The 25998-nt window shown below is 67.4% G+C and carries 27 protein-coding genes and 5 pseudogenes; 16 read left to right on the top strand and 16 right to left on the bottom strand.

Features of this window, described 5'->3' with window-relative positions; translation table 11 throughout:
• Window positions 1–7: 7 nt before the first annotated feature.
• Window positions 8–518 (bottom strand): annotated as a pseudogene (locus MXD95_RS11420) (IS6 family transposase); the annotation flags it as partial.
• 80 nt (window positions 519–598) lie between these two features.
• Here MXD95_RS11420 and MXD95_RS11415 point away from each other — a divergent pair.
• From MXD95_RS11415 to MXD95_RS11405, 3 genes and pseudogenes are all read left to right on the top strand, one after another.
• A pseudogene (locus tag MXD95_RS11415) lies at window positions 599–1610 on the top strand (integrase core domain-containing protein).
• 74 nt (window positions 1611–1684) lie between these two features.
• On the top strand, window positions 1685–2512 hold the full coding sequence (locus MXD95_RS11410) for a cation:proton antiporter domain-containing protein (protein ID WP_250640554.1): 828 nt from the start codon (window positions 1685–1687) through the stop codon (window positions 2510–2512).
• Entirely contained in the window at window positions 2398–3270 is an 873-nt protein-coding gene (locus MXD95_RS11405; protein ID WP_250640553.1) for a cation:proton antiporter domain-containing protein, read from the top strand. Before MXD95_RS11410 ends, MXD95_RS11405 begins: the two co-directional genes overlap by 115 nt.
• Before the next feature lie 101 nt (window positions 3271–3371).
• On the opposite strand, the gene MXD95_RS29605 is transcribed toward MXD95_RS11405, so the two are convergent.
• Window positions 3372–3644 carry an SDR family NAD(P)-dependent oxidoreductase gene (locus MXD95_RS29605; RefSeq protein ID WP_250640552.1) on the bottom strand — a complete coding sequence of 91 codons (273 nt, stop codon included), beginning with the start codon at window positions 3642–3644 and terminating at the stop codon, window positions 3372–3374.
• Window positions 3635–3886, bottom strand: a complete 252-nt coding sequence (locus tag MXD95_RS29600; RefSeq protein WP_250640551.1) for an SDR family NAD(P)-dependent oxidoreductase — start codon at window positions 3884–3886, stop codon at window positions 3635–3637. The genes MXD95_RS29605 and MXD95_RS29600 overlap by 10 nt, the downstream gene beginning before the upstream one ends.
• 516 nt (window positions 3887–4402) lie before the next feature.
• On the opposite strand from MXD95_RS29600, the gene MXD95_RS11390 reads away from it, so the two are divergent.
• The 3 genes and pseudogenes from MXD95_RS11390 to MXD95_RS11380 all read left to right on the top strand — a co-directional run bounded on the left by MXD95_RS11390 (window position 4403) and on the right by MXD95_RS11380 (window position 6415).
• Window positions 4403–5671, top strand: coding sequence for an ATP-binding protein (locus MXD95_RS11390; protein WP_250640550.1), 1269 nt, complete (start codon window positions 4403–4405; stop codon window positions 5669–5671).
• A 167-nt stretch (window positions 5672–5838) separates the two neighbouring features.
• Window positions 5839–5934: pseudogene (locus MXD95_RS11385) on the top strand (HhH-GPD-type base excision DNA repair protein); the annotation flags it as partial.
• Window positions 5935–5971: 37 nt separating this feature from the next.
• Window positions 5972–6415: an SDR family NAD(P)-dependent oxidoreductase gene (locus MXD95_RS11380; protein WP_250640615.1), complete on the top strand. Its 444-nt coding sequence runs from the start codon at window positions 5972–5974 to the stop codon at window positions 6413–6415.
• A gap of 125 nt (window positions 6416–6540) precedes the next feature.
• Here MXD95_RS11380 and MXD95_RS11375 read toward each other — a convergent pair whose 3' ends face one another.
• The 4 genes from MXD95_RS11375 to MXD95_RS11360 are packed head-to-tail and all read right to left on the bottom strand — an operon-like array spanning window position 6541 to window position 9935.
• On the bottom strand, window positions 6541–7209 hold the full coding sequence (locus MXD95_RS11375) for a response regulator (RefSeq protein WP_250640549.1): 669 nt from the start codon (window positions 7207–7209) through the stop codon (window positions 6541–6543).
• Window positions 7210–7255: 46 nt separating this feature from the next.
• Entirely contained in the window at window positions 7256–8470 is a 1215-nt protein-coding gene (locus tag MXD95_RS11370; RefSeq protein WP_250640548.1) for a sensor histidine kinase, read from the bottom strand.
• Complete coding sequence (locus tag MXD95_RS11365) at window positions 8467–9153, bottom strand: ABC transporter permease (RefSeq protein WP_250640547.1); 687 nt, start codon at window positions 9151–9153, stop codon at window positions 8467–8469. Before MXD95_RS11365 ends, MXD95_RS11370 begins: the two co-directional genes overlap by 4 nt.
• A gap of 32 nt (window positions 9154–9185) precedes the next feature.
• A complete protein-coding gene (locus MXD95_RS11360; RefSeq protein WP_250640546.1) occupies window positions 9186–9935 on the bottom strand; it encodes an ABC transporter ATP-binding protein in 750 nt (249 codons plus the stop codon).
• A 219-nt stretch (window positions 9936–10154) separates the two neighbouring features.
• Here MXD95_RS11360 and MXD95_RS11355 point away from each other — a divergent pair, with 219 nt between their 5' ends.
• From MXD95_RS11355 to MXD95_RS11345, 3 genes are all read left to right on the top strand, one after another.
• A complete protein-coding gene (locus tag MXD95_RS11355; RefSeq protein ID WP_285223599.1) occupies window positions 10155–10322 on the top strand; it encodes a hypothetical protein in 168 nt (55 codons plus the stop codon).
• 101 nt (window positions 10323–10423) lie between these two features.
• Window positions 10424–10993: a TetR/AcrR family transcriptional regulator gene (locus tag MXD95_RS11350; RefSeq protein ID WP_250640545.1), complete on the top strand. Its 570-nt coding sequence runs from the start codon at window positions 10424–10426 to the stop codon at window positions 10991–10993.
• A complete protein-coding gene (locus MXD95_RS11345; RefSeq protein ID WP_250640544.1) occupies window positions 10902–11882 on the top strand; it encodes an alpha/beta fold hydrolase in 981 nt (326 codons plus the stop codon). Before MXD95_RS11350 ends, MXD95_RS11345 begins: the two co-directional genes overlap by 92 nt.
• A 54-nt stretch (window positions 11883–11936) precedes the next feature.
• Here MXD95_RS11345 and MXD95_RS11340 read toward each other — a convergent pair whose 3' ends face one another.
• The 6 genes from MXD95_RS11340 to MXD95_RS11315 form a co-directional block, all read right to left on the bottom strand.
• Window positions 11937–12329: a hypothetical protein gene (locus MXD95_RS11340; protein WP_250640543.1), complete on the bottom strand. Its 393-nt coding sequence runs from the start codon at window positions 12327–12329 to the stop codon at window positions 11937–11939.
• 352 nt (window positions 12330–12681) lie between these two features.
• Window positions 12682–13416, bottom strand: a complete 735-nt coding sequence (locus tag MXD95_RS11335) for an SDR family NAD(P)-dependent oxidoreductase (RefSeq protein WP_250640542.1) — start codon at window positions 13414–13416, stop codon at window positions 12682–12684.
• A 113-nt stretch (window positions 13417–13529) separates the two neighbouring features.
• Window positions 13530–13754 carry a hypothetical protein gene (locus MXD95_RS11330; RefSeq protein ID WP_250640541.1) on the bottom strand — a complete coding sequence of 75 codons (225 nt, stop codon included), beginning with the start codon at window positions 13752–13754 and terminating at the stop codon, window positions 13530–13532.
• Window positions 13755–13766: 12 nt separating this feature from the next.
• The gene (locus MXD95_RS11325) at window positions 13767–14126 is read right to left on the bottom strand and encodes a hypothetical protein (RefSeq protein ID WP_250640540.1); all 360 of its coding nucleotides are present in this window, start codon (window positions 14124–14126) and stop codon (window positions 13767–13769) included.
• Window positions 14123–14482 carry a hypothetical protein gene (locus tag MXD95_RS11320; RefSeq protein WP_250640539.1) on the bottom strand — a complete coding sequence of 120 codons (360 nt, stop codon included), beginning with the start codon at window positions 14480–14482 and terminating at the stop codon, window positions 14123–14125. The genes MXD95_RS11325 and MXD95_RS11320 overlap by 4 nt, the downstream gene beginning before the upstream one ends.
• Entirely contained in the window at window positions 14479–14802 is a 324-nt protein-coding gene (locus MXD95_RS11315) for a PadR family transcriptional regulator (protein WP_250640538.1), read from the bottom strand. Before MXD95_RS11315 ends, MXD95_RS11320 begins: the two co-directional genes overlap by 4 nt.
• A gap of 319 nt (window positions 14803–15121) precedes the next feature.
• Here MXD95_RS11315 and MXD95_RS11305 point away from each other — a divergent pair, with 319 nt between their 5' ends.
• Together MXD95_RS11305 and MXD95_RS11300 are read left to right on the top strand one after the other, a co-directional pair.
• Window positions 15122–15664 carry a carbon-nitrogen hydrolase family protein gene (locus tag MXD95_RS11305; protein ID WP_250640537.1) on the top strand — a complete coding sequence of 181 codons (543 nt, stop codon included), beginning with the start codon at window positions 15122–15124 and terminating at the stop codon, window positions 15662–15664.
• Window positions 15661–16128: a nitrilase-related carbon-nitrogen hydrolase gene (locus MXD95_RS11300; protein WP_251078192.1), complete on the top strand. Its 468-nt coding sequence runs from the start codon at window positions 15661–15663 to the stop codon at window positions 16126–16128. The genes MXD95_RS11305 and MXD95_RS11300 overlap by 4 nt, the downstream gene beginning before the upstream one ends.
• A 175-nt stretch (window positions 16129–16303) precedes the next feature.
• Here the strand turns inward: MXD95_RS11300 and MXD95_RS11295 are convergent, their stop codons facing one another.
• Complete coding sequence (locus tag MXD95_RS11295; protein ID WP_250640536.1) at window positions 16304–18118, bottom strand: ATP-binding protein; 1815 nt, start codon at window positions 18116–18118, stop codon at window positions 16304–16306.
• 223 nt (window positions 18119–18341) lie between these two features.
• On the opposite strand from MXD95_RS11295, the gene MXD95_RS28495 reads away from it, so the two are divergent.
• From MXD95_RS28495 to MXD95_RS11285, 3 genes and pseudogenes are all read left to right on the top strand, one after another.
• Window positions 18342–18467: a hypothetical protein gene (locus MXD95_RS28495; protein WP_285223605.1), complete on the top strand. Its 126-nt coding sequence runs from the start codon at window positions 18342–18344 to the stop codon at window positions 18465–18467.
• Window positions 18468–18802: 335 nt separating this feature from the next.
• A complete protein-coding gene (locus MXD95_RS11290; RefSeq protein WP_250640535.1) occupies window positions 18803–19834 on the top strand; it encodes an ATP-binding protein in 1032 nt (343 codons plus the stop codon).
• Window positions 19835–19994: 160 nt separating this feature from the next.
• Window positions 19995–20105 (top strand): annotated as a pseudogene (locus MXD95_RS11285) (HhH-GPD-type base excision DNA repair protein); the annotation flags it as partial.
• A 305-nt stretch (window positions 20106–20410) separates the two neighbouring features.
• Here the strand turns inward: MXD95_RS11285 and MXD95_RS11280 are convergent.
• The gene (locus tag MXD95_RS11280) at window positions 20411–20629 is read right to left on the bottom strand and encodes a hypothetical protein (RefSeq protein WP_250640534.1); all 219 of its coding nucleotides are present in this window, start codon (window positions 20627–20629) and stop codon (window positions 20411–20413) included.
• A gap of 541 nt (window positions 20630–21170) precedes the next feature.
• Between MXD95_RS11280 and MXD95_RS11275 the strand changes: the two genes are divergently transcribed.
• The gene (locus MXD95_RS11275) at window positions 21171–21860 is read left to right on the top strand and encodes a hypothetical protein (RefSeq protein ID WP_250640533.1); all 690 of its coding nucleotides are present in this window, start codon (window positions 21171–21173) and stop codon (window positions 21858–21860) included.
• A 322-nt stretch (window positions 21861–22182) separates the two neighbouring features.
• Window positions 22183–22770: an NYN domain-containing protein gene (locus tag MXD95_RS11270; protein WP_250640532.1), complete on the top strand. Its 588-nt coding sequence runs from the start codon at window positions 22183–22185 to the stop codon at window positions 22768–22770.
• 74 nt (window positions 22771–22844) lie between these two features.
• Here MXD95_RS11270 and pglX read toward each other — a convergent pair.
• Window positions 22845–25910: pseudogene (pglX, locus tag MXD95_RS11265) on the bottom strand (BREX-2 system adenine-specific DNA-methyltransferase PglX); the annotation flags it as partial.
• Between the last annotated feature and the right edge of the window lie 88 nt (window positions 25911–25998).

Below are 25998 nucleotides of genomic sequence, written 5' to 3'. Positions count from 1 at the left end.
TCGGCGGTCAGACGGCGGCGGCGAGCTCGGTGACCGCGGCTGCCAGCCGCAGGTGCGGGTCGGTGTCGATGGCGAGTTCGTAGTGGCCGCGGCGAATGTTCCGAACGAGTGTATGACCTGCGCTGATCGTCTGAACGGACCCCAGCTGTTTCAGGCCGCGCATCGGCCGGAGCCGGGCTTTCAGGCGGCTGTGATCGGCTTCGATCCGGTTGTTCTCCCGCGCGGCGTCGACGTGGCAGGCCTCGGGGAGCAGCTCGTCGAAGAGTCTTGGGTAGACGGGGGCCTTGTCGGTGGTGACCTCGACCGCCCGGCGCCCGTCGGACAGCGCCGCGGTGAAGAACCGGCGTGCCGCGGCCTGGTCGCGGCGGGTGCTGGCGAGGACGTCGATGACCTGGCCATGGTGGTCAACCGCACGGTACAGGTACGGTCCACCGCCCGGCGACCTTGACGTAGGTCTCATCGACGAACCACCTGTCCCCAGGATGGTGCCGACACGGCCGCGCGCCGTCGACCAGCAAGTGTGGGGTGCCAGAAGTCGGCCTGGGCCTGTGAGCTGGGACGATGCGGCCGTACGGGGCTGTCGGCATGATGGTCGGCCATGTCCATCCGCCTGCTCTATCTGATCTTCGTTCGGGTGTGCGGCTGGCTGGTTCTCCTCGGTCGTTCGTCGGCGTCGAGGGACATCGAGCTGCTGGTGTTGCGACATGAGGTCGCCGTGCTGCGTCGTACCCGGCCCAAGCCCCGGTGGGACTGGGCGGACCGGGGGGTCCTCGCCGCACTCATCTGACTCCTGCCCACCACGCTGCGAGCACACCGGCTGGTCACCCCGGGGACCGTCCTGCGGTGGCACCGCCGTCTGATCACACGGAAGTGGACCTACCCGAGGCGGACGGGAACACGACATGGGGCTACCCGCGGATCCAGGGCGAGCTCCTCAAACTCGGCCACCAAGTCAGCTCGTCCACGATCCGCCGGGTCCTGAAGTCCCTGGGTCTCCCAGCGACCCCCAGGCGGCAGACCGACACGGCCTGGCGGCAGTTCCTACGCACCCAGACCTCGACCATGCCGGCCGTCGACTTCTTCCATGTGGACTGCGCCGTGACCCTGCGGCGCCTGTACTGCTTCTTCGTCCTGGAAGTCGGCACCCGCACCGTCCACATCCTCGGAGTCACCGCCCACCCGGACGGACCGTAGACCACCCAACAAGCCCGGAACCTCCTCCTGAACCTCGGTGACCGGGCGGCCGACTTCCAGTTCCTGGTCCGCGACCGCGCCGGACAGTTCACCGCCTCCTTCGACGCGGTCCTCGCCGACGCCGGCATCACCACCGTCACGATCCCACCCCGAACCCCACGGGCGAACGCTTATGCGGAACGGTTCGTTCGCACGGTCCGGGCCGAGGCACCGACTGGATGCTGATCTTCGGCGAGCGGCACCTGCGCACCGTCCTGGCCGGATACGCCGCCCACTACAACGGACGACGACCCCACCGCGGCCGCGACCTTCAGCCACGACGGCCCGACCACCCCGTCACCGACCTGACCAAGGAACGGATCAAACGCCGACCTGTCCTCGGCGGCCTGATCAGCGAATACGAGAGAGCCGCCTAAAACCCCAGGTCACCACCGGTGCCCCAGTTCTGGCACCCCACAGGGTCGCGGGGCGGTTCGGTCTACCGGCCCCGGTGCTTCTGGTCGGCGCGAGCGCCATTTATACCCTGCTGCCCGGTCCGGACATGAGGCTGGAGCCGGACATCGTTCTGGTTCTGATCATCCCGCCGCTGCTGTTCTCCGCCGGGCTGAGCTCGAGCCTGCTGGAGATCCGGGCGAATCTGCGAGCTGTGGCGTCACTGTCCGTTCTGCTCGTCGTCGTCACGGCGCTGGTTGTCGGTGGCCTTCTGGCCGCGGTGGTGCCGGGTCTGCCGTTCGCCGCCGCCTGCGCTCTCGGCGCGGCGCTGGCGCCCCCGGACGCTGTATCGGCCCTGTCCATCGGGCGGCGCGTGGGTCTGCCGCATCGGCTGCGAACCGTCATCGAGGGCGAGAGCCTGCTCAACGACGCGACCGCGCTCACCCTCTACACGGTGGCTGTGGCCGCGGTCGTCGGCAGGCGGTTCGATGTCACGTTCGTCATCGGACAGTTCCTGGTAGCCGCCCTCGGCAGAGTCGTCGGTGGGATCGCCGTCGCCTGGCTCATCGGGCAGCTGCGCCGCCGGATCGAGGAGCCGGTCGCCGAGACGGCCGTCGCCCTAGCGACCCCCTTCGCCGCCTACCTGCCGACCGAGGCGCTGCATGCCTCCGGCGTCCTCGCGGTTGTCACCGCGGGACTCGTCCTGGGCCATCAGTCCCGGCAGCTGCTCTCCGGCGCGGCCGGCTGCACGCCCTCGCCGTGTGGCGCCTGGTGGACCTTCTGCTCGAAGGGTTCGTCTTCCTGCTCATCGGCCAGCAGTTCGTCGCTGTCGTTCCCGCCGTCGCGGAGTATTCCCCGGGTGCGGTGCTGGCCGCGGCGGCGGTGACGATCGGTGGCGTGGTCCTGGCCCGAGCGCTGTGGCTGCTGGTTCCCGTCCTGCTCCCGCCGCGACTGCGCTTCCTGTCCCCGCACCCTCACCTGTCCGGCCGCGAGCTCGTGGCGCTGTCCTGGTCCGGGATGCGCGGCGTGATCTCACTCGCGGCCGTGTTCGCGCTGCCCCTGACCACCGACGCCGTCGGATTCCCACATCGCGATCTGCTGCTGTTCTGCGCCTACAGCACTGTTCTGCTCACCCTCGTCGTGCAGGGCCTGACCTTCGGGCCACTGCTGCGACGGCTGGGAGTACGGCCCGACGCCCACGAGAGCCAGCGCGAGCGCGCCCGGGCCCGCGCCGCGGCGGCCGAGGCCGGCCTGCGGGCACTGCGATCCCTCCAGGAGCGGGAGCCGATCCCCGATCTCCTCGCCGAACGGCTCGGCAGAGCCGCCGAGGACCGGAAGCAACGCAGCGAGGACAGCCTGAAGGCACTGAACATCCCCGCGGACGACCAGATCTCCCCCGAGAGCCCGACGGACATCTTCGGCCGGGTACGACGCGCCATGATCGAGGCCGAACGCTACATCCGCGACACCACCTGGCAGGAGGACTCTTGCCAAACCCACACCGGAAACGGGCCGCGCAACCTCGCCGCACTCCGCAATCTCGCGCTCAGCCTGCTCCGCATCCACGGCGTAACCAAGATCAGAGAGATGGTCGAGTCGATCGGCCGAGACCGCCACCGGGCCCTCAAATACCTCGCTACCTAACGTGACAGATCGGAACAATAGGCGATCTTCGCGGGGCCCTGCCTCCGGTCTGCCCCTATTCTAGTAGGGGGCCCTGTCCGGAAGAAACGGGGCACCTCAGTTCAGTGCGGCCTTCGAGCTTCGGTACGCCGGCAGGAGCATCGAGTAGTACGGCGAAAGAGGGTTGTTCTGGTCGGTGAGCGAGCCCATGGTCGACGAGACGTTGACGATCCGACCGGCGCGCTCTCGCGTAGCAGTGGCAGAAAAATCTCCGTCACGGTAACCGGCCCAAACGTATTGGTCTCGAACGTTTGGCGGAAGATGTTCGTGTCGGCGAACTCGTGCTCCACGATGTCCGTCGCCTCGGGCAGGATGCCCGCGTTGTTTACCAGCACATCGAGTCGGCAGTAACGTTCCAGATGATCTCCGCGGCGGCTCGCACACTCGCTGGGTTGGTGACATCGAGCTCGACCCAGTCCGCGGTGAGCCCCTCCTCATCCAGTACATCAACGGCTTTACGTGCGGCGATTTCGCCGCGTGCGCCGATAATGACGACGGCACCGGACCGGGCCAGGGCCTTGGCCGCCGAAAATCCCAGGCCGCGGTTTCCGCCGGTGACGAGAACAATTTTCGACATTGTTCTGCAAACTCCTGTCTATATGGTCTCCCTGAAGTATGGCCGCTGCGACAGTGGAAGTCTGGCGAGATTCCGACGCCACGTTCGCGGCTTACCTGGTCGTCGAGGCTCTGGGGTTACCGATCGCCCGCGCCAGTGTGATCAAGAAGCGCCGTTCGAGGCTGCCCCGCGCTCGGAGGTGTGGCGGTCGAGACACTCGCCGGCCCCCGCCGGCGGTGCTGTCCAGCCCCACGTCACCAAGCACCGCTACCTTGGTGACGTGGGACTGCACCTGAGCCAGATCGACGAGGCGGACGAGCTGCTGATCGGCATGGTGCTGGACCAGCCAGTCTCGGAAAGATGGAGTGGGACGGGACGGTCCGCACCCATCTGACAAGTGGCGCCAGGTTTTGGTCTGCGGCACCGCGTTTGTACCCCCGCTGCCCTCCGCCGCGGGGCTGGCTGCGGGGTCGGATCGGCAGACCTGTGAGCCTGCTATCGGAAGACTAGAGCATCTGCCGTTGGTAGAGTAGAGATGTGGTCGACTATCGGCGTCGTGTCCTCGACGACACACTGGACACACTTCAGCCACACCTTCGCGCTCTGTCGATCCACGGGCCGAAGGCGGTGGGCAAGACCGCGACCGCGATGCGGCGCGCAGAGTCGATCATCGATCTCAGTCTTCCCGGCCAGCGTGAGATCGTGGCCGCCGATCCGACCGTCCTGACCCGGCTGTCGGGGCCGGTCCTGGTCGACGAGTGGCAGCGCCTTCCCGAGGTGTGGGACCACGTGCGGCGTGCGGTCGACGCGGGCTCGCCGGCCGGTCACTTCATCATCGCGGGCAGCTCCGCACCCCGAGGGGCAGTGGTCCACTCGGGCGCAGGGCGTATCGTGCCGTTGCGGATGCGCCCGCTGAGCATGGCCGAGCGGGACGTCGACGAGCCGACTGTGAGCCTCGCCGCGCTCCTCAAAGGAAACGGCGACGTCGGGGGTGCGACCGCCGTGCGGTTGACGGACTACGTCGAGGAGATCACGGCATCGGGCTTTCCCGCTATCCGCAGCCTGCCGCCGCGGGTGCGTCGAGCCGAACTCGATGCGTATCTGGACAATGTCGTTCAACGTGAGTTTCCTGAGCAGGGTTACCCGATCCGGCGCCCGACGGTGCTGCGCGCCTGGCTCGCGGCCTACGCTGCCGCCACGTCGACGACGACGGCCTACTCGAAAATTCTGGATGCGGCGACTCCCGGCCTGGGTAACAAGCCAGCCAAGGAGACCACTCTTGCCTATCGTGACGCTCTGTCGTCACTGTGGTTGCTCGACGCGGTCCCGCCGTGGATTCCCAGCCGGAACCATCTCGACCGGCTCGGCCGCTCCGCCAAGCACCACCTGGCGGACCCCGCGCTGGCCGCGCGGCTGCTCGGACTCGACGGCTCCGCGTTGCTGCGGGCCGAGCAGGGCAATACCGTCCTGTCGGCGGGGACGATACTCGGGGCCCTGTTCGAGCATCTCGCCGCGCTCAGCATCCATACCTACGCCGAGGCCGCCGAGGCCCGGGTAGGTCACCTGCGTACCCAGAACAACGACCATGAGGTCGATCTGATAATCGAGCGCTCGGACGGCCGCGTGCTGGCGGTCGAGGTGAAGTTGGCCGACCGGGTTGAGGATTCCGACGTCAGGCACCTGACCTGGTTACGCGACCGAATCGGGACAGATCTGATCGATGCCCTCGTCATCTACGCGGGGGAGCACGCCTACCGTCGACGTGATGATGTCGTCGTAGTCCCGCTGGCGCTGTTCGGTCCGTGACCGTCGGCTGGAACGTCACGACGGTTCCATCCGCAGGCTCTCCTCCACGAGCTGCTCTGCCACGCCCAGCAGGCGGGAGCGCCTCAGTCCGTATTTGTCCGTCCCGGTCCCTTCCAGGTGGCGAGCGCCGTAACGGTCCGGGTTGGGCGGTCGGCTACGGTGAGGTCGTGGGTCTGCATCTGAGCCAGATCGACGAAGCGGATGAGCTGCTGACGAACGACCCGTTGGCGTTGCTGATCGGGATGGTTCTCGACCAGCCGGTATCGGGTAGCCGGCCAGGTCACCCAACAGTTCGGACGGCTGGACGTACTCGTCAACAATGCCGGAATCTCCGGAGACCTCGCGGCGCAGGCGCCGGGTGCCGTCGATCTTGCCGTGATCAGGTCGGTGTTCGAGACGAACGTTTTCGGTGTCGTCATGGTGACCGAGGCGCTGCTGCCGCTGCTGCGTCGATCCGCCGCTGGGCGCATTGTCAACGTGTCCAGCGGCGTCGGGTCGCTGGGCAACATGACAGATCCCGGCCACTACATGTCCAAGCTGCCCGCCGCGGCGGCCTACCCGACAACCAAGACAGCGCTGAACTCCCTCACCGTTCAGTACGCCAAGGCCCTCGCCGCCGACGGCATCCTGGTCAACGCGGTGGCGCCAGGTGCCTGCGCGACCGACTTCACCAGACGTCTGTCCCTTCCCGCCACCAGGACCGCCGCCCAGGGAGCCGAGATCGCGGTACGGCTGGCGAGGTGAGGGTGAGCGCGGCGTCCGGCGGGCCCGTGGACTCGCCTCCTGGTCAGCGTGGACCAGGCCTTCAGACGGCCAGCCCGTGGACTCCGACCGGCATGCGCCGGCTGATCTCCGGTGGCCGGCTACGGTCAGGCGGGCTCGCCGGCGACGACGACGCCGTTCTCGTACGCGAGCACCACGGCCTGGACCCGGTCTCGCAGCCTCAGCTTGGTGAGGACGGCACCCACGTGGCTCTTCACCGTGGCCTCAGTCACGACGAGACGCCGGGCTATCTCGGTGTTCGACAGACCGCGGGCGACCAGTACCAGCACCTCGCGCTCGCGGGGCGTCAGTTCGTCGAGCAGGCCGGGCGGCGTCGGCGGGCGGGTATAGGCCGCGAAGGTCTCGACCAGGCGCCTGGTGATGGCGGGCGAAAGCAGCGCGTCGCCGGCGTGCAGGACGCGGATCGCTTCGATCAGGCGCTCGCGGGAGGCGTCCTTGAGCAGGAATCCGGCCGCTCCGGCGCGCAACGCGCCGAACACGTACTCGTCCAGGTCGAAGGTGGTGAGGATGAGCACGCGCGGGGGTGGGGTGAGCCCGCCGCCGGTCAGGCGGGCGGTGGTCTCCACACCGTCCATGTGCGGCATGCGAATGTCGAGCAGGACGACATCTGGTCGCAGCTCCTCGGCGCGCGCGAGTGCTTCCCGGCCGTCCGCCGCCTCGCCGACCACCTCGAAGTCGTCCAGCGCCTCGAGCATCAGCCGCAGGCCGGTCCGGATCAGTTCCTGGTCGTCCACGATCAGCAGGCGGATACTCAACCGATTCTCGCTCTCGTGAGCGTCGCCGTGACGGCGTGGCCCAGGCTCATGTTCCCTCGCCCGCTGGGAGACGGGCGGCGACTCGGAACCAGCCGTCGCGCTGATGACCGAACTCCACCTCGCCACCAAGCACCGAGGCCCGTTCCCGCATCCCGATGAGGCCGTGCCGAGCCGAGTCGTTGGTCACGGGTGCATCCCAGGTGTCACCGAGAATCGGAACCCGCGCCGACTCGGCGGCTGTCCCGTCGTTGGTCACTTCCATGTCAAGGCTTCGGTCACTATAGGAGAGGGCGACCAGGACCTGGCTGGGACGCGCATGCTTCACCGCATTGGTCAGAGCCTCCTCGAGGATGCGGTAGGCGGACAACTCCACACCGTCGGGCAGCGAGATCGGTTCCCCCGTCACCCGTAGCTCGACGGGCAACCCGGCGGCGCGGTACTCGGCAACGAGCCCCTCCAGATCCCGCAGCGAGGGCGCGGGGCGGGAGTCGGCGGGGGTGCCCGGGGCGCGCAGCACGGACAGCATCCGGCGGAGTTCCGCGAGGCTCTGCTCCCCGCTCTTCTCCACCCGGGCCAACGTGTCGTCGGCCCGGTCCGGCGACGTGCGCAGCACGTCGCGGGCGCCGCGCACGCCGAGCAGCATCACGGTCACCGAATGAGCGACGATGTCGTGGAGCTCACGGGCGATCGCCGCGCGTTCCTCGTGCACCGCGATCCGGGCCAGTTGCTCCTGTTCACGCCGGAGGCGATCGGCGCGTTCCTCGAGGACGCGGACATACCGGCGGCGGGTCTGCGCATACATGCCCAGCGCCCACACTCCCGCCGTCACCGGGACGGACACGATCGACAGCAGGGCCAGGAGCACGGCGGTGGGCGCGAGCGCGGCGAGCGCGCGGCGCCAGTCGCCACGTTCAGCGATCGTGAACAGCGCCGCCAGGACAGGCACACCGCCCGGTGCGTCGCCGGTGGCCACCAGAGCCCCGGCGGCCGCGAGCGTCGCGAGGAGCACCATCCACGGGGCCCGGCGGCGCGCGATGAGCGCGCCGCCGGACGAAACCGCCAGCAGCACGGTCGACACCCGCGTGGTGTGGTCGTCGTTGAGGAGAAGGCTCAGCTCGGCGATCGTGGCGGCCACCGCGACGAGGAGATCGAATCCGAGCGCGCGCCGGTCCCACCGGTCGCCCCGCCCGGTGCGACGAACGCGGGCGGCCGCCACCGCGCGCGCCCGCAGTCGCCGCAGGCCCGCCACCTCGATGGTCATGCCAGGTCGCGTCGACGTTCGCCGGCCAGCGCCGCGGCCATGAGCCCCACCGTCCAGGCGCCCAGGACGATCGCCGCCGCGGCCAGGGAGATGCGGGCCGGCCCGTGGACCATGCGGGTCAGCACCGCCACCGCGCCGAGCGGCGTGTAGTCCGACGAGCCCTCCCACGCACGGTCGAGCAGCGGGTTCATGACGAAGGTCAGGATCAACGCGCCGACCGCCGCGAGGATCTGGTTGCGAAGCAGCGCGCCGACGGCGACTCCGATCATCGTCGCGAGCACCGACGACCCCAGCAGACCCACCGCCACTGCGGTCACCGCGCCGACGCTCAGGTCGGGCCCGGACTGTCGGCCCAGAAGCGGCAGCCCCGCCCCCAGCGAGACCGCGACCATGAGCGTGCCGACGACCAGGCCCGTGATCGCGTACGCCGTGGCCCGCGCGAGCAGCAGGCGTTCCCGGGGGGCACCCGAGGCGAGCGCCGCGGGCGCGGCGGTGCGGTGCCGGAACTCACCGGCGGCACCGACCGCCCCGAGCAGCAGCAACAGGATCGGCATACCGGACAGGGCCTCCTGCTTCTCTCCCACCTCGTCGAGCGTCCCCGACGCGAGCGCGACGATCATCGCATTGGTGGCCGTGAGGGCGACCGAGGTCACCGCGAACGCCAGCGCCGTGCGCGTGCTCACGATTTTGATCAGCTCACCCCTGACCAGCCGGCTCACGCGTCCTCCGCTCCGGTCAGGCTAAGGAAGATGTCCTCGAGCGTTGATCCGCGATGGGTGATCACACCCATCGGAGCCTGGTGCGCGATGCGCCCCCGGTGGATGACGACGACATCGTCGACCAGCCGCTCGGCCTCGGTCAGCGAGTGGCTGGACAGCACGACGGTGCGGCCCGAGTCGGCCCGTTCCCGCAACAGGGTCCGCAGCCATCGGATCCCCTGCGGGTCCAACCCGTTGGTCGGCTCGTCCAGCACCAGGATGTCCGGATCGGCGAGCAGCGCCGCCGCGAGACCAAGCCGCTGGCGCATGCCGAGCGAGTACTTCCCGACTCTGCGACGCGCGTCCTGCTCAAGGCCCACCAGCGCCAGCACCTCGGATACCCGCGATCCCGGCAGCCCGGCCATGGTCGCCAACGAACGAAGGTGCGCGCGTGCCGAGCGGCCTGGGTGAGCGCCGCAGGGCTCGATGAAGGCGCCCAGGGCGCCCGCGTCCCGCGCGTGTGCCTCACGACCGTTCACCAGAACCCGCCCGGCACTTCCCCGGGCAAGCCCGCTGATCACCTTGAGTACCGTGGTCTTGCCGGCTCCATTGGGCCCGAAGAATCCGGTGATGGCTCCGCTTCGAATGCTGAACGACACGTCCTCGACGGCGGCGAACCTGCCGTAGTGCTTTGCCAACCCTTCGACGGTGATAGCCGCACCGGCCTGGCCGGCCGCGACCGCGTCCGCCGTTCGTGAGATTCCCATGGCAAAAGAATCCAGTCCGTTGACCTCGCGGTCATCCCCACCTGGACGGACTTCCTGGCTCGACCGTGGGCGCAGACCGTGGCGACCAGTCCTCGTCCCAGGGGTGGATGATCGGGAAGGGGGAGGGCTTCCGAGCGGACGGACACCTGCGATGAAAGGGCGGTCCGGCCAGCGGCGCGACGGTCGCCGAGACGAGGTCGGCGACGGTTGTGCCGTGGGATGGGACTGCATCCGAGCCAGATCCCCGAGGCGGACGAGCTGCTGACGAACGACCCGTTGGCGCTGCTGATCGGGGTGGTGCTGGACCGGCAGTTTTCCGACCCGCTGGCCCAGGCCGGTGCGTGGCCGCCACTGACCAGGCCCGACCGGCTGATCGAACGCCTCTGACAGTCACATCCGCGGCCGTGATCCATCCGGTAGCGGCGGCTTCCGTCGGACCCGTCGTCCTATGTATATTAGGGTCGAACCTAAGGAAGTTAGGGAGCCGTATGTCCCGCGAGAGGATCACTCCGGGCGCCCTGGTGTCCGCCGCCGCCGACCTCGCCGACGAGATCGGCTTCGAAAATCTGACGCTGGCGGCGCTCGCGAGGCGCTTCGGTGTCCGCGATGCCAGCCTTTACACCCACATTCGGAGCCTCGCCGACCTGCAGGAGCGCGTGGCGCTGCTCGCGCTCACCGAATGGGCCGACGCGCTGGGCGCGGCCGTGGCGGGGCGCTCCCGTTACGACGCCCTGGTCGCCTTCGCTGATACCTACCGGGCAATGGCGACCGGGCATCCCGGCCGCTACGCGGCCACCCGGTACCCCGTGTCCTCCATGGGGCTCGCCGCATCGGCAGGCGTGGCACGCATCGTCGAGGTCTGCTACGCGCTGCTGCGTGGCTACGACCTCCGTGAACCCGAGGCCACCGACGCGGTCCGGCTGCTGCGCAGCACCCTGCACGGCTTCAGCGACCTGGAGGCCACCGGTGGCTTCACCGCTGACCACAGCGTCGACGCCTCGTGGCGGCGGGCGGTCGACCTGCTCCACCACACCCTGGCCAACTGGTCGAAGATCTAGAACCTGTCAGGAGAGACCAATCCTCGCCCAAACGCTGACCCTGGACGGCACTCCCATCGACTACCGTGACCGCGGCGACGGCCCCCCGCTGCTGCTCCTGCCCGGCGGCGCCGGCCATGCCGGAGTTCTCGACGGGCTCGCCGCGCATCTGGCCGACCACTACCGTGTCGTCGCCATGTCCAGCCGCCTGGTGTCGGCGCCACCGGGAACCGAGCGCGGCGATCTGAACCCGAAGGTCTACGCCGAGGACACCCTCACCCTCATCGAGGCGCTCTTCGACGAGCCGCCGACCGTGTTCGGCTTCAGCGCCGGTGCCATCACCACCCTCGAACTGCTGGCCCGCCATCCCGAGCACCTCCGTCGCGCAGTCGTCCACGAGCCCCCGGCGCTCGGCCTGCTGCCGGACGCCGGACGCCACCGCGACGCGCTCGAAGCGGTCCGGACGGCCGCACGCACCCAAGGGATGGCTGAGGCGGCTCGGCTCATGACCGAGGCCATGACGGCCCTGGAGCCTGCCAGCCACTTCCCGGACCTGCGTCATCCAGGTGACTGGCTTGGCGGCTACGCCGAGACCGTCCCCGAGCCGCCCACCCCGGAACTACTGGAGCTGCTCTCTCTGCTCGGCGAGCTCCAACCGCTTTTCCTGGAGCACATCCTGATCCCGTTCGCCACCCATGAGATCGACCTGGCCGCGATCGGCGCGGCGGGCGGGCGACTGGCCCCCGCCGCCGGCATCGGCTCCCGTGGATACCTTCCCTACCGGGCCGCGGCGGCCCTTGCCACCGGGCTCAAACTTCCGCTGAACGAGTTTCCCGGCGGTCATCTTGGGCCCATTGAACGCCCCGCGCAGTTCGCCAGAGGGCTAAGTGCCGTCCTCGAAGGGCGCTGACGCTGGATCGCTGCGGTTCTCAGTCACCGAAGTCCCCGGAGGATGCCTCGGCCTTCACCGTTCGTCGATTCCGTCAGGATCGGAACCGACGCCGGTGAGTTCCCTCTCGAGCTGGGCGCCCGGCGTGCCCCACAGCTCGCTCAGCAGCACGGCGCGATCGCGCAGGCCCGCCACGGACCGGCCCAGCAACGAGGCGGCGTGACCGGGTCGAGACGCAGAACGGTCCCGGCTCACCGAGATGGTAGAGCGCCCGGGTACGCGGTCCCATGACGACCAGGTCGGTGTGCTCTCCCGGGAAGACACGTGTAGGGCCAGGGCGGCGGAGTGATCCGGCGGCTCGGCGATCGTCCGCGCTCCGGCGTGCACGGCAATCGTCGTGACGCTGATCTTGGAGATCCACGGTCGCAGGGCATCCGATAGCGGAATGCGACGCTCGTCGATGCGCATGATTCCACCGTAGGCAGCCACATGCCGGAACGGGTCTGCCGAAACTTCCTAGCGGCGGTCGCGTCTGCCCGGACATTGTGATGCCCCTGATCCTGGCGTGTGCTCGCAGAGGAAAGCGGGCGCGCATCCGACAGCGATGGCTCGCCATGCGCGCGGCCGCGCCAGACCTACGCGCGGAACTCATCGAAATCATCCGGGTCGCTGACGGGCAGATCGCGGAGCTGTGAGGCGCCCGCACCAACTCGCGGGGCTCATGACACGAGCAGGGCCGGCGCGGCGTCGTCTCGTCGTCCAAGCGGGCCCGAACAGCCGATCCCTGGCAGGCGGTCAGCGCCCGACGCGCTTTGGTGACCTACCACGCGACCGGGCCGTTGGCGTCGATGAACATTCCCGATTCGGCGTCCGCGGGCAGCATCGCCGCAGTGACCACGACCTGCGCGCCCTGGTCGGCAGTCAGCGGTGCCTGCCTGTTTATTGGAGTCAGATCTGTCTGGGCGAATCCCGGGCATACCGTTGTAACCTTGATCGGAGTATTCTTCAAGCTCTTCGCCAATTCAACGGTGATGCTGTTCAATGCCGCCTTCGAGCTTCGGTAGGCCGGCAGGAGCGAGGAGCGGTACGGGGAAATAGGATTGTTTTGATCCGTGAGCGAGCCCATCGTCGAGGACACATTGACGATCCGGCCGGCATCGCTCCTGAGTAGTAGCGGAAGAAAAGCCTCGATTACAGTTACCGGGCCGAAAACATTTGTCTCGTATGTACGCCGGAAGATGTCTGGACCGCCGAACTCGTGTATCCCGACGGTCACGACCTCGGGTGAGATACCCGCGTTGTTCACCAGTACGTCGAGTCGGCCGTACCGCTCCCGGACCACGGCGGCGGCGGTTTTCGCGGTGGCCGCATCGGCGACCTCAAGTTTTACCCAGTCGGCTGAAAAACCCTCGTCGCGCAGCGCGCAGACGGCCTCGCGGGCGGCCGACTCGCGGCGCGCGCCGACGATGACTGTGACACCTTTCCGGGCCAGGGACCTGGCCGCCGCAAAACCCAGGCCACGGTTTCCTCCGGTGATGAGGGCTATGCTCGACATCATTGTCTCCAAGTCTTGGGACGGTGTTCTTTGTCGAACATAAAGCAGCTGCTCCGGCGAATGCTGGCGGAAATCCGACGTCGTGTTCTGGAGGTCCGTCCGGGTGCTGCGGCTCACGGTCGGTCGCCCGCCAGGCAGGCCGAGCTGACGGACACGAACCCGATCGGCACGAGCGAATGGCAGCCAGGCCCGGCCTCCTGGCCAGTCAGATCCTCGTCGCGGCGAAGCCGGTCTGACGGGCCGGCAGTCTCCGACTCGCTGGCGAGATGCGGAGCGGGGGGAGGGGCGCCGATTAGTCGTTGCGGGAAGCGGATCAGCGCCGCTCCGAGGTCGTCCACCCGGGCTTCCTGTCACCCGTGCTGCTGGCTGACCGCTCGCCGACGTCCCCTCAGCCTGCGGCGCAGCGCCAGGCCGGTCAGGAACAGGACGAGGACGGCGGGGCCGACGTGCACGATGACGAAACCGATGTAGTGCGGGCCGCCCCAGGCGTGTTGATAGGTCTCCGGATCGCCGGGATGCTCGGTGGCGAGGATGTATCCGGCCCGTGCGACAAGAACGGCGCCGGCCGCCAGAAGGAGAAGGTAGATCGCCGAGCGCCGTAGTCGTGCGGCCCAGCCAGCGGCTGGCGGTGGCGCGGGTCGCCGTGCCGTGATCAGGCCCACCGTGATCAGGACCGCGGCGACCACAGCGGCTACGGCCAGTCCCGTCACACCGGTTCGTCTCCGCGGAGCCGGGCACGGCGCATGATCGCGGAGCCGACCACCAACGCGGTCGGCATCAGGACTGCGACCAGGCCCAGCGCCCGCAACGGGGTGGTCGGAGCCCACAGGATGTTGTCGGTCAGTTCCGCCCGTACGGCAGCGGCTTCCATGGCGGCGGTGGTGAGTACCGCTCCGGCGATCTGGGCGAGCCACGGCCTGGCCTGGTGATGGAGCCCCAGGACGAGGCGCAGGACGTCGATGACGGCGGCCAGGGTCAGTGGGGTGTCCTGGAGGAGCGAGGCGAACTCGTCGCCGTAGCGTGCCCGCCACTGCCTGGGGCACAGGACGAGAAGGAGACGCCTCATGCCTGGGTCAGCCGTGACTGCCCGGTCTGGACGACCCGGGACCAGGTCGCCAACTGCGTGGCCAACGCCGCTCTTCCCGCCGCCGTGATCTCATAGGGCCGGCGGCGATCATCCCTGGGCAGTGCGGCGATCAGGCCGCGTTCCACCAGTTTGGTCAGCGAGCCGTACAGGGTGCCGGGGCCGAGTCGGACCCCGGTCTGTTCCAACACGTCAGCGGTGATCGCGTAGCCGTGTTTGGCACCGTCGCTCAGTGACAGTAGGACGAGTACTCCCGGCTCGCCGAAGCGGGCCAGGCCATCGTCCCGTCCGAATCTCGCCATGCGATGCATCGTATGGCGTAGTAGTTGGGGGCGGCAAGGCCGTCGGCGTTCGCCGGGCTCGGCTGGTCAGTGGTCGGTGTGGACCTGTCGCCGACCGCTAGAAGGGATCATCCCGCGGCAGGAGAACGGAACCAGCACCTGAACCCCGACCACACGGGGGTCTGACCGCGACGTGTCGGCCGCCGCGGCGCGGTCGGCTACGGTGATGTCGTGGGACTGCACCTGAGCCAGGTCACCGAGGCGGACGAGCTGCTGACGAACGACCCGTTGGCGCTGCTGATCGGGATGGTTCTGGACCAGCAGGTATCGGAAAGATGGAGTGCCCGGCCAGGTGCTGCTGGGGAGTGTCTATCGGTACGTCGTACTGAGGACCTGGACCCGGATCCTCAGCCAAGGGCACGAAGCCGTGCCTGAAGTGACGGTGGCGACCTGTCAGTTTCCGGTGGACGCCGACGTCACGCGCAACGGCCGATATATTCTGCGTCAGATGCGGTCCGCCCGGAAGCATGGGGCGGATATCGCGCACTTTCCGGAGGCATGCCTGTCGGGCTACGCAGGAGCGGACTTCCCGAGCTACGAGGGATTCGACTGGGAGTCGCTCGAACGTGTCACCCTGCAGATCCTGGCGCTGGCCGGTCAGCTCCGATTGTGGGTCGTGCTCGGTTCGACACACCGCCTGACCGGTGATCACAAACCGCATAACAGTCTTTACGTCATCGATGCGACCGGCAGCATCGTCGACCGATACGATAAACGCTTCTGCTCCGGCGATCCGGCAGAACGCACCGGCGACCTGGCGCATTACACTCCGGGTGACCACCCGAGTATTTTCACGATTAACGGGTCCGGTGCGGTGCGCTGATCTGCTACGACTACCGGTACCCGGAGTTATATCGCGAGTACCGGCGCCACGACGTCCAGGTCGTCTTCCACTCCTACCATGCCGCAAATATGACGTCTGCGAGAATGGCGGCCATCCGCTCCGCCGTCGGGGAAGATCTACAACGACTTAATCCCGGTGCCACCTATCCCGGCGTCACCATGCCAGCGATGATGACCGCTGCGGCGGCAGCCAACCACGTCTGGATCAGTTGTCCGAACTCCTCCGCTCGGGAGAGTTGCTGGGGGTCTTTCTTCGTCCGGGCCGACGGCGTCGTCAGCGGACGGCTGCCGCGTAGCCGAAGCGGCGTTCTGATCTCCACCGTCGACACCGAGGTCGTGCTCTACGACTCCACCGCCGTTTGGCGCGACCGCGCTATGGCGGGCGTACTCCACAGCGGAACGCTCGTCCAGGACGCCCGCTCCGCGGAGCGCACCCGGTTGTGACCGGTCGATAGCCACGAGCCAGAGATGTGCGGCTGGTCCGTTCGACGATCACCAGCGAGTCCGCAACCGCGGCCGGACCGCCTCCCCGGCGGTACGGCCCGAGCCCGACATCATCGCGATCACGTCGTCGCGGCTCCTCGATCAGGCCAGCCCGCTCCGAGAAATGGTGTGGAACTCATGCCGGCGGGCTCGTGAGGCGGTACGCGGCATTCGGGTCGCTGTAGGCTTCGGTTGTTCTGGCGACCAGTCCCTCGGCGATCAGCTTGGTCAGCTCATAACTAACCTGCCGATCGCCCAAGGAAAGGCGGACGGCGATCTCCGCGCGGGTCAGGGGTGACTCGACGGCCAGGAGTTCCAGAACACGTTGTTTCCGTGTGGCGGATTCACGAATTTCCTTGTTGCGGACGGCTCTCGCGTGTTGGTGACGCGGCTCGTGCTCAAGGAGCTCAGAGAAAAGAGTCGGGTGTGAATCCTCGGCCGTGTCATCAAGGACGTACCTTGCCCATCGGCGCTGATTGACCATTCTGACCAGACCTCGTTGGACAAGATCCCCCAGCTCTCGACGAGCGACCTTGCTGTCTACCGCGAGTTCGATGCGGTACTCATCGCTCGTCAGTGCCCGGCCAGTCCGAAACACCGCAAGGGCCATTTCCTGTGTCGGAGAGATGCCCGGCTGACCCAGCGAGTGTAGCCAGGCCCGGGTGCTCTCGTCGAGCAAGGTCCTGTTTGGCATGATAACTCGGAAGTCGCTTATGTTGTCCTTGAACCTCGGGGGTACGAGCCCAGCTTGGCGCAGGCTGTTTAGAACCGTGGGAATACCGGTCGCCCGCCCCTCGCACAGGGCCCTTTTATCGCGGTGGAAACGAACATTCTCGAGGATGTCGACGAGAACCCGGTTACGAGCGGATGCGATGCTCTCGTCTCCTAGCCGGTCGATGGTGACGGGCCCGAAGAGCCCGCCCGGTGAAATTACCTCAAGGCGATCGGGGTACATCTCCACATGGATGCGCGTCCCCCGGGACATTGGACTGTAGTCCCGGTGGGCCACGGCATTTACCAAAATCTCCCGAAGGGCCTCCAGCGGATACTCCCAGCGATCTTCCCGGCCGATCCCCGCCACTATTCCACGTCGGCTCATGCGGGCGTACAGAACGTCAAAGACCTCTGCGAGAAGAGTCGGCGCCGGGCCTTCAAGTATCTTGTCGTCCAGGAATCGCTGGCCGTCTGGACCGGGCTCCCCCTTGCGGGGTGTAGGGTACGCGGTCACCGCGATCGCGCATCCGCGCAGTGAGTCGAAACCCTGTGGATCCCGGCCCAGTGCGAGCAGTCCGCCCAGCGACGGCACGAGCCTCTGGTCATCCAGCGCACTCTTTACCAGCACTCCGCAGCGGCGAAGCAGATCTTCGTCGTCCCGGCGGGCCAAGGATGGTCGGGACCGGCGAAGGTCCCGCAGATAGTCCGCGACGAGTTCGTCGTGCAGATCGACTCTGCCTGCTTCTTCGACGGGTTCCATGTCGAAATTCGGCTGGCCTCGGTTGATCAACAGTTGGCTTACTTCGTACGACGTAAGTCGATGATCCCCATCCGAGATGCGGATGTACGAGCCGTTTGGCTGCCCTTTGCCCCGGAGATAACAGGGCTTGTCTGCCGGGTCGAGCTCCGGTACCTCGGCGACGACAAGGGTCCGGTCCTCGAACTCCGGAAGGCTGATCAGAGGCATGAGCGGCGGAACGAGGCCGTCCCGACACAGCCCCGCGAGGTCGGCGGCGAGCTTCGCGGCATGCTCGCAGCCAGTCGCCGCGAACCCGCGCGCCTCGTCGAGGCCCAAGATCAGGATGCCGCCGCCCGGAGTGTTCGCAAATGCGCATAGTGTCTGCATGGTCTCACTGGGCAACTTGTCGGTCGACGCCAGCTTGACCTCGAGACCTGCGTCGTCCCGACCGATCCGGCGAAGCGAGACAACGATCTCGGCCAGCCCGTCCGCGTCCATGCCGAAGCCTCCCAGAGAGCCTGACGCAAGCCTAACACGATGTTGTAATGCTCTCGGGATCTTGCTAGGCTCCGTTAGGCGCGCCACGTGTCAGTGCTCGGGTGCTGACGCGGAGCCGGGTGCGTCCGCCCGTGATTGGCCTTGGGCGGGTAGGCGAGCCGGCGACTGTCGCCCGTCAGGGCACGATCGGGGAGTCTGGCTTGCTACCGAAGGGAAATCGACCGTGGGACTGCACCTGCGCCAGATCGACGAGGCCGACGAACCGCTGACCAACGACCCGCTTGCCCTCCTCGTTGGCATGGTCCTGGACCAGCGGATATCGGAAAGAACGAGCGAAATGGTGTCGTAGGCCCAGGCTCCGAGCCGTGATGTCTGGCCGGGCTGGCGGTCACCGGACTCCGTTGTCCCCACCAACATGCGGATGCCCGCTCTGGGCCGGGATCGGGCTCATGGTAGTCGGTCATGGTAGTCGGCCCGAGTGGTACCAAGATTGCATCCTGATGCGTTGAAGGCATCCTGATGGGGAGTCATGGACCGCGAGACAGTGGCCCGTACGATCGGCGACCTGGCTCGGCTCGGCAACGACAACTATCAGTTTGAGATCAAGAAGGCCAGGGGCGGCATGCCCCAGTCGTAGCATTCGGAATTTATCCGCAGCAGTACTTTCCGCAACTGAACGCCACGGTGGTCGTCTTCCCGACGCCCGATCCGGCCCGGCCAGGGCCGCGCGGGGAGCGGTTTCTGGATAACCGTTCCGTAGACGGTCCGATACCTGTGATCGTCCGCGATGTTATAGGAATCCTGAAACGACACATGAAACGGCGCGGCATTATCACCGGACTGTTCCGCGTTGATGAATGGGAGTATCCCGAGGAGGTGCTCCGGGAGACTCTGGTGAACAGTCTGGTACACCGCGACTACTCACCGTCGGCCCAGGGTGCCCAGATTCAGGTAGAGCTCTACCCTGACCGATTGCAGATCCGGAACCCGGGCGGACTCTTCGGGCCAGTGGGTCTACGAGAGCTTGGACTCGGCACAGTGCCACCGTCATCGCGCAATTCTGTCCTGCTCAAGATCCTGGAGGATACCCCGCTTGATCCGGGCCGGACAGTGTGCGAGAACCGAGGCACCGGTATCGCGCGTGTCCGGGCGGCGCTCGCTGAGGCGGGCATGGAGCCACCGGTCTTCGAGGACGACATCGCGACCTTCACCGTCACAATCCCCAATCACGCGCTGCTCGACGAGGACACCAGGGACTGGTTGTCCACGCTGAACGTCGCCGGACTCACGGGTGCGCAGCTCACCGCGCTGGCGCTCACTCGACGCGGGGAGACCTTGACCAACGTCAGCTACCGGGGTGCGACCGGCGTCGCGGACAGTCGAACCGCGACCACGCAGCTCAAAGAACTGCGCGCACGCGGCTTGCTGGTGCAGGAAGGAGACCGGGGAGGCGCCACCTACCGGCTGAGTCCCCACGCCGGCCGGGCAACGAAGCAGCTCGACCGCGGCCGGACACAGAATGACCTTGTGCTGGCCGTGTTGACCAGGACACCGGTCAGCCGCGCCGAGATCGCTCGCCAGGCCGGTCTTACCGACGAGCAAGCTCGCCAGACGCTCGCGCGGTTGCGTCGGATCGGGCAGGCCGAGTTGGTAGGGGCGCCCCGATCCCGGAACGCGCTGTGGCGACTGGCTGATCCATCGCACCACGGCGGCTAGCCGATGCGCCAGCGGACCGTCCGCGTCTCCCTCGCCCACCCAGCTATTGATCATTGGTCGGAGGTGGGCGTCTACGAGGTGTTCCGGGACGACGCCGACTGCACGGAGATCCGCCCGGCAGCGCGACGGCCGCTACTGAGCGGTCGGCTACGGTGGTCGCGTGGGACTGCATCTGAGCCAGATCGCCGAGGCGGACATGCTGCTGACCAACGATCCGCTGGCGCTGCTGATCGGGATGGTGCTCGACCAGCAGACTCCGGAAGGACGGAGTGGGATAGCACGTTCCGTGCGTGCTTGATCTCCTGGCGCAGTGGGTGGATGTGGCGCGTCCGATCCGGGTCTGAATGGGCAGTTGAGGACGCGGCACTGAGTGCGGTGCTGCCTGCCGTGGTGCACCGCTCGGCCCTCGCACGAAACACGCATGAAACACGGCTGCGGGTCAAAGCCCGTGAGGACCAGGCCGATGCTCAACGGTCCAGCCAGTATCGGAAAGATGGAGCGAGACGGGTCAAGTAACACTCGTCTGACCTTGTAACGTAAAAATCTGGATCTGCGGATTCCGCGGGTGCCGGACGATCAGTCCTCGACGGGGGAGTCGGCCCTGTGCGTCCCTGCCTGCTGTGCCCGGCGCAGTCCCCGCAGGGCCGCCGCGGCGCCCGCAGCCAGACCCACGACGCTGCCGATGGCCACATGCAGCGTCGCCGAACCATCCGCCTCGAACTCCAACACCTCGGCCACGAACCCCGGCAACCCCAGCACCGCCGCCACCGCACGACCAGCCGTATCCTCGAACAACGACGCACCCGTTCTTCCGGCGATCACGGACCTTAGACAAGTCGCGATCTTTCCGGATGGGCGGGTGCGTCCCTCCTGCCGCCCCAGACACGTCACGCTCCGCCACAACGACAGGTCACGGACGGTCAGCTAGCAAACACGACCTCCGGGCAAGCGCGAAGAGCCGTCATAGTGCGTTCAGAACTTCCTCGCCTGGAGCCAGCCGTGGCCGATGCTCTGCGGGAGGTTCGCTGAGCATTGCGTCGCGCAGGCTTTGGCGAGGTGGCACTCGAGGCTCGCACCGCAAGCAGCTTCGCAATAAGGCTGAGGTGCGCACCGTGATTGTGTCGCTGAACGTCACGGCTCGGCGTACCAACCGCACCTCGTTCCTGCTGGCGTCGTCTTGGCTCCCAGCCGGGGCTGGAAGGGGCCGTCAGCGCTGATGCGGTGACGCAGGGCTTCGAGCCTCGGACAAAGCGTGGGAGACTAGGCAGGTGTGCCGTTCTGTGACGAATGGACGTCTGTGGCCTGGCCGCCGCGCGGGAATCATCGCCGGGCTGCTTTGCATCGCGTTCCTTGCCGGGGCCTGCGGCGGCTCGGCGTCCACGGCTCCCGTCGGGGCGGTGACGGCCAGCCTGAGCTCGCGTCCGTCCCCGGCCATCCCGGGTGGGCCACCGCGCCCGGTGCGGATAACCGGCCACAACCCGGCTACGTCGCCGCCTGGTATGGCCGACCCGAGGTGGAACCGTCCAGGGGCGGCGACGCGACTCTTCAAACCATCCTCGCGGAACTGCGCCGGAAGACGCTCACCATGGCCGCCGAGGGAGGCACTCTCGAGGCCAGCTGCGACAACGACCGGATCGTCGCCGTTCCCCAGGCGGCCAACCACTGCTCGACCGTGTACAACGGCCTGCGGATCGACTGGACGGTCGGCATGGGGGGCTACGACCCGCCCGGGTCGGACTGGCTCACCTACGGCTTCTCCCCGCCCTCCGTCGCGCTCCTGACGGCCACGAACGTCTACGAGCAGGTCTGGAAGCTGGCGACCGCGGTGCCGGGTTTTCCCCTGAAAGACCCGCGTTGCGACGTTATCCCAGCGGCCGTCCTGGTCAAGATAGGAGCGACGGGTCAGAAGGCGGACACCGGCTATCGCTGCCAATACCTCGCGGATGCCGACAATGACGCGGGGCACATGCGACGCGACCTGCGCGTCCTGACCGACGACGAAGGCCAGACCACCGTCGAGCCGTGACAACTGGGCGACGCCGCGCAGCTCGCTGGTCAGGTGTCTGGTAGGAGGCTAGGCCGACGAGCTGCTGACGAACGATCCGTTGGCGTTGTTGATCGGGATGGTGCTGGACCAGCAAGTTTCGGAAGGATGGAGCGGGATGCGACATTCCGCGCATGTCTGACCCGTGTAGTGTCACTCCGGCTCGGGGCTGCCGGAGTGAAGGACCACAGTGAGCGACCGTGCGTGCGTTTGACGGGCCGGAGCCTGAGCCAGTAGCGTGGCACTCAGTTTCTCCCCGCCGTCCTCCGGGACTGGCGGGGCTTTTTTCTAGATCGGCTACGTCATGCCCCCGCGAGTCGCTGTCTTCATCGACTACCAGAACGTCCACCTCTCGGCGCGCAGCAGGTTCCTGCCCTCCGGCACGCCTGGCCAGCGTGGACATGTGGATCCCGTGCGCGTGGCGCGGCGGATCGTCGATGGGCGACGACTCGGCGGTGAGCTGGCGGCTGTCCGTGTCTACCGTGGCCGTCCCAGCCCCGATCACCAGCCGGAGGCCGCGAGGGCCAGCGACCGGCAGGCCGACCGCTGGGCTCGTGATCCGCGGGTGGTCGTTGTCCGTCGGCAGCTCCGCTACCCGAAGGCGTGGCCGGCCGAGCCCGCGCAGGAGAAGGGCATCGACGTCGCCCTCGCCGTGGACTTCGTGCGTCTCGCCTGCGAGGATGCCTACGACATCGGCGTCCTGTTCAGCCGCGACACGGACCTCGTGCCGGCGCTGGAGGCCGTCCGCGATCTTGGTGTCCATGTGGAGGTCGCGAGTTGGAAGGGCACGAGCCGACTCCGCTTTCCCGACTCGCAGCTTCCGTGGTGCCACTACCTGGACACCGACGATTACGCGACCTGCCGGGACTACACCGACTACACGGCGATCTGATCGCCGTGGCCCGATGGCCGGGGGCTTTGGCGGGTCGTCACGAAGCCTGCGTCCGCCCTTGGCTGGTCTCGTGATCAAGTTCGGATCTTCCGGGGTCTTCCTCGACGAGGTGGCTCCGGGCGCCATGCCCGAAGATCCTCCAGGGTTTCGTCGCCTTCCTCAAGGAGCCTGGAGAAGTACTGGGTGAATGGAAGGCCTGATGCGGACTCGCACGCGGGGCCTGGCTGTCCCCACGCGTTTTCCAGCCACGGAAGGAGCTCGTGCAGGGCATTCAGGAACGGCGTTTTTCGCGACCGCTGGTCGCTACCCACCCCGTCGGCCGCGAGGAGATCGGCTAGGACCTGCGCTCGTTCGGCTGTTTCCCAGCCTGCCCATCCGATCAGGGTTCGGTCCGGCATGCGTGGGTCGAGGGGAGGGTAGGAGATGAAACGCTCGTTGGGAACGTCGAATTTGCCACGGATTCGCCAGTAGCTTGGACGCAGAAAATCTCCGGATGTGTACTTCGGTGGCATCATGGATGCCATCTGAAAACTGGGCTCGCTGGCGTCCTCTGCGCGCTGGTTCGCCCAGACCATCTCCCAGTCAGCCCGCTTCACGAGACCCGTCGGAGTATGCCGCATAGCCGCTGCGCATGGAACGTGCTCCTCGACGAGAAGATCGGTGAGGACCTCGGCCGGGTCTCGGTCGGGCGCAAGGAGCGCCACGACCGCGACCACCTGGGGGTCGGCCAGGACGAGTCTGGCCAGACGACCAATCGCAAGTGGTCGAGGGTGACGGGGCCCGTCGCGATCCTCGTACCAGAGATGCCGTGTCTCGCAGTGGTCCAACAGCCACCGGCGCATCGCGCCGGCCTGCATCGTGTCCCAGCCGTCGCTGTGCCACCGGCGCTTGAACTCCGGCCTCTCCAGCAGGCACAGATCGTCGCTGCGTTCGATCGCGTCCACTCGACGGGCGACGACATCGCGGTATGCGGCCGGCCACCTGTCGGGGATCTCGGTGATCGGCGCCGAACTATGGCGGGAGAACCAGGTCGTCTTCTCCCCGCGTGCTGCGACCCTCCTGGCCAGCACGATCTCGAACGCCCGCTCACCCGGACTGATCGGTGGGATGCTCTCGGTCGGAGCGAGAAGAGTATCGCCGGGCTCTGGGAGAATGCCATATCGGGCATACATCATCCAGTCCAGCTCCTCCTGAATCGCGACCATTTCTCGCCCGATGCTCTCCCACCGGCGTCGGGCCTCGGCCAGGCGTGCCCCGGTTGGTGCTCCAGGGACGCAGACGGCTTCTGGAGCGCAGGCTGTCCGCTCCTGAGCGAGCCCATCCAGGAGACCCGACTGCCAGGTCGTGAAATCATCGGGCAGAGGAAGGCTACGGAGGCTGGCCCCGGTGAACTCATAGAACTCCTGCCATGCCTCCCCGCCGCCTTCCTGTCTCAGCCCGGATCCCTTGCTGTGGCTGTGCTGCTTCAACCAGAAGCATGCGGCTGAGCTGTTGAGGAGCCCGACCAGGGAGACGTACCGGGCTCGGGTGGAATCCTCCGGAAGCTCGATGACCGGCGCCGACTGCAGCGCGATGACGCGCCCGCGCTGCAGCGCGAAGTGGTTGTGGCTTGCCACCCAGGAGAAGATGATCGCGGGTCCGTCGCTGCCCGCCCGCGCCGCTATCTGCGTCCAGTCGTACCAGGGCCGCCCAGAGGCGCGGTGCAGGGCGCCGAAGGCACGGCGCTCCCGCAGGGTCGTTCGGTAGGGCCAGAGCCGGTCATGGATGCGCGGGTAGCTGCGAATGTCCTCGGCGTTGTGATCGTCGTGTCGGGGGAAGAAGCCGGTCCTGTCGGTCTGAACGGCCCAGTCGCGTACCTCGGAGCCCGTGGTGATCCGGACCAGGGCCCCCTCCTCCGCTGGCCCGAGTCTGCGGAAGACGTCCGGCGGTGCGATGAAGACGTCGTCCGCACCGGTGATGGCCGAATACCCGATGCGGGTAGCGACGTCCCCCAGCACGGATTGCCTGGACATGCGGGCGATCAGAGCCCGCGCGGTGCTGTCGGTCAACTGCCACGGAAACTCGCGAAGGACACGCCGATCCAGGCTCACGGACCGCGTCCAGCGATCGGAGAGGCCGGCCGTACGTGCGTGTCGATGGATCGACTGCCATACCTGCCCCTCACGAGGTACAGGTGGCAGTGTGGGTTCGCCGCGCTCGGCCAGCACGACGGCTATGGGCCGCGACACGTCGGGTCGCCGGTTTCGGCCGACAAGGAGAACGGTCGGGGTGCCGTGGCCGGGAATGTAAGCGCCAGACGCATCGAGGATGTGGGTCAGCGTCACCACTTCGGCGAGGAACTCCGTGGCCAGCCGTCGCCCGAACTCCCGCTTCGTGAAGGAGTTCGAGGTCAGGATGCCGACGTGGCCCGCGCCCCGTCCGTTGGCGTCAGGCGTACGAGCCAGTTGGAAGAACCGCTGTGTGTAGGGGACCGCCAGCGGGAACGATCCGCTGCAGGTGTAGTAACGCTCCCGGAGGCGGTGGCTGAGGGCCCGATCCCGGACGGTGAGGTAGGGCGGGTTCCCTACGACAACGTGATAGCCCGTCCCGTGGGTCTGCTCGATCTCGTCTGCCCGCGGGCCCTCGGGTCCGAGCAGCGAGTCACCGACCCTGATGTTGAGCGGCCAGTCGAGGTCCGCCACATCGACCGGTCCGGTAACCCCACTGGCGCGCAACGCGGTCACGAACAGTCGAAATCGGGTGAGTGCGACCGACGACGGGAGCAGATCCACACCGTGCACCGCTGCCAGGGCGTGGCGTACCTGATGACCTGCGGGAAGCTCAGGCGCCTCCCGGCTCCACTCGCTGAACAGGCGGTCGAAGGCGCCCAGAACGAACTGCCCGGAGCCGCATACTCGGTCGATCAGCCGAACATGCTCATGTCCCACCTCCTCGATCGCGGGATCGAGCGTCAGGTCGAGCAGGAGATCCGCCACGAAGTCAGGCGTGGGTACGAGGGCATGCTCCTTTCGCCTGGAGTCGGAGAGCCGCTCGTAGACATCCGCAAGGAATCCGGTGTCCAGCGTCGGGTCGGTGAAGTCGTAGTGGAGCTCGTCTCCCTGGTCGCGACGGTTCCAGAAGGACACCAGGGTGTCCGCGGCATGTTCAGCGTCTCGCGGACGGCCTGCGGGTCGGTGAGCGGCACCACCAGCGTCCCGAGTGCGGGATCAGTCGGGGCTGACGGACTAT

Origin of the sequence: Frankia sp. AiPa1 (assembly GCF_023243075.1) — a bacterium.
Lineage (GTDB): Bacteria > Actinomycetota > Actinomycetes > Frankiales > Frankiaceae > Frankia.
Note: the sequence above shows the minus strand (reverse complement) of the source record. Positions and strands in the feature narration are given on the sequence as shown.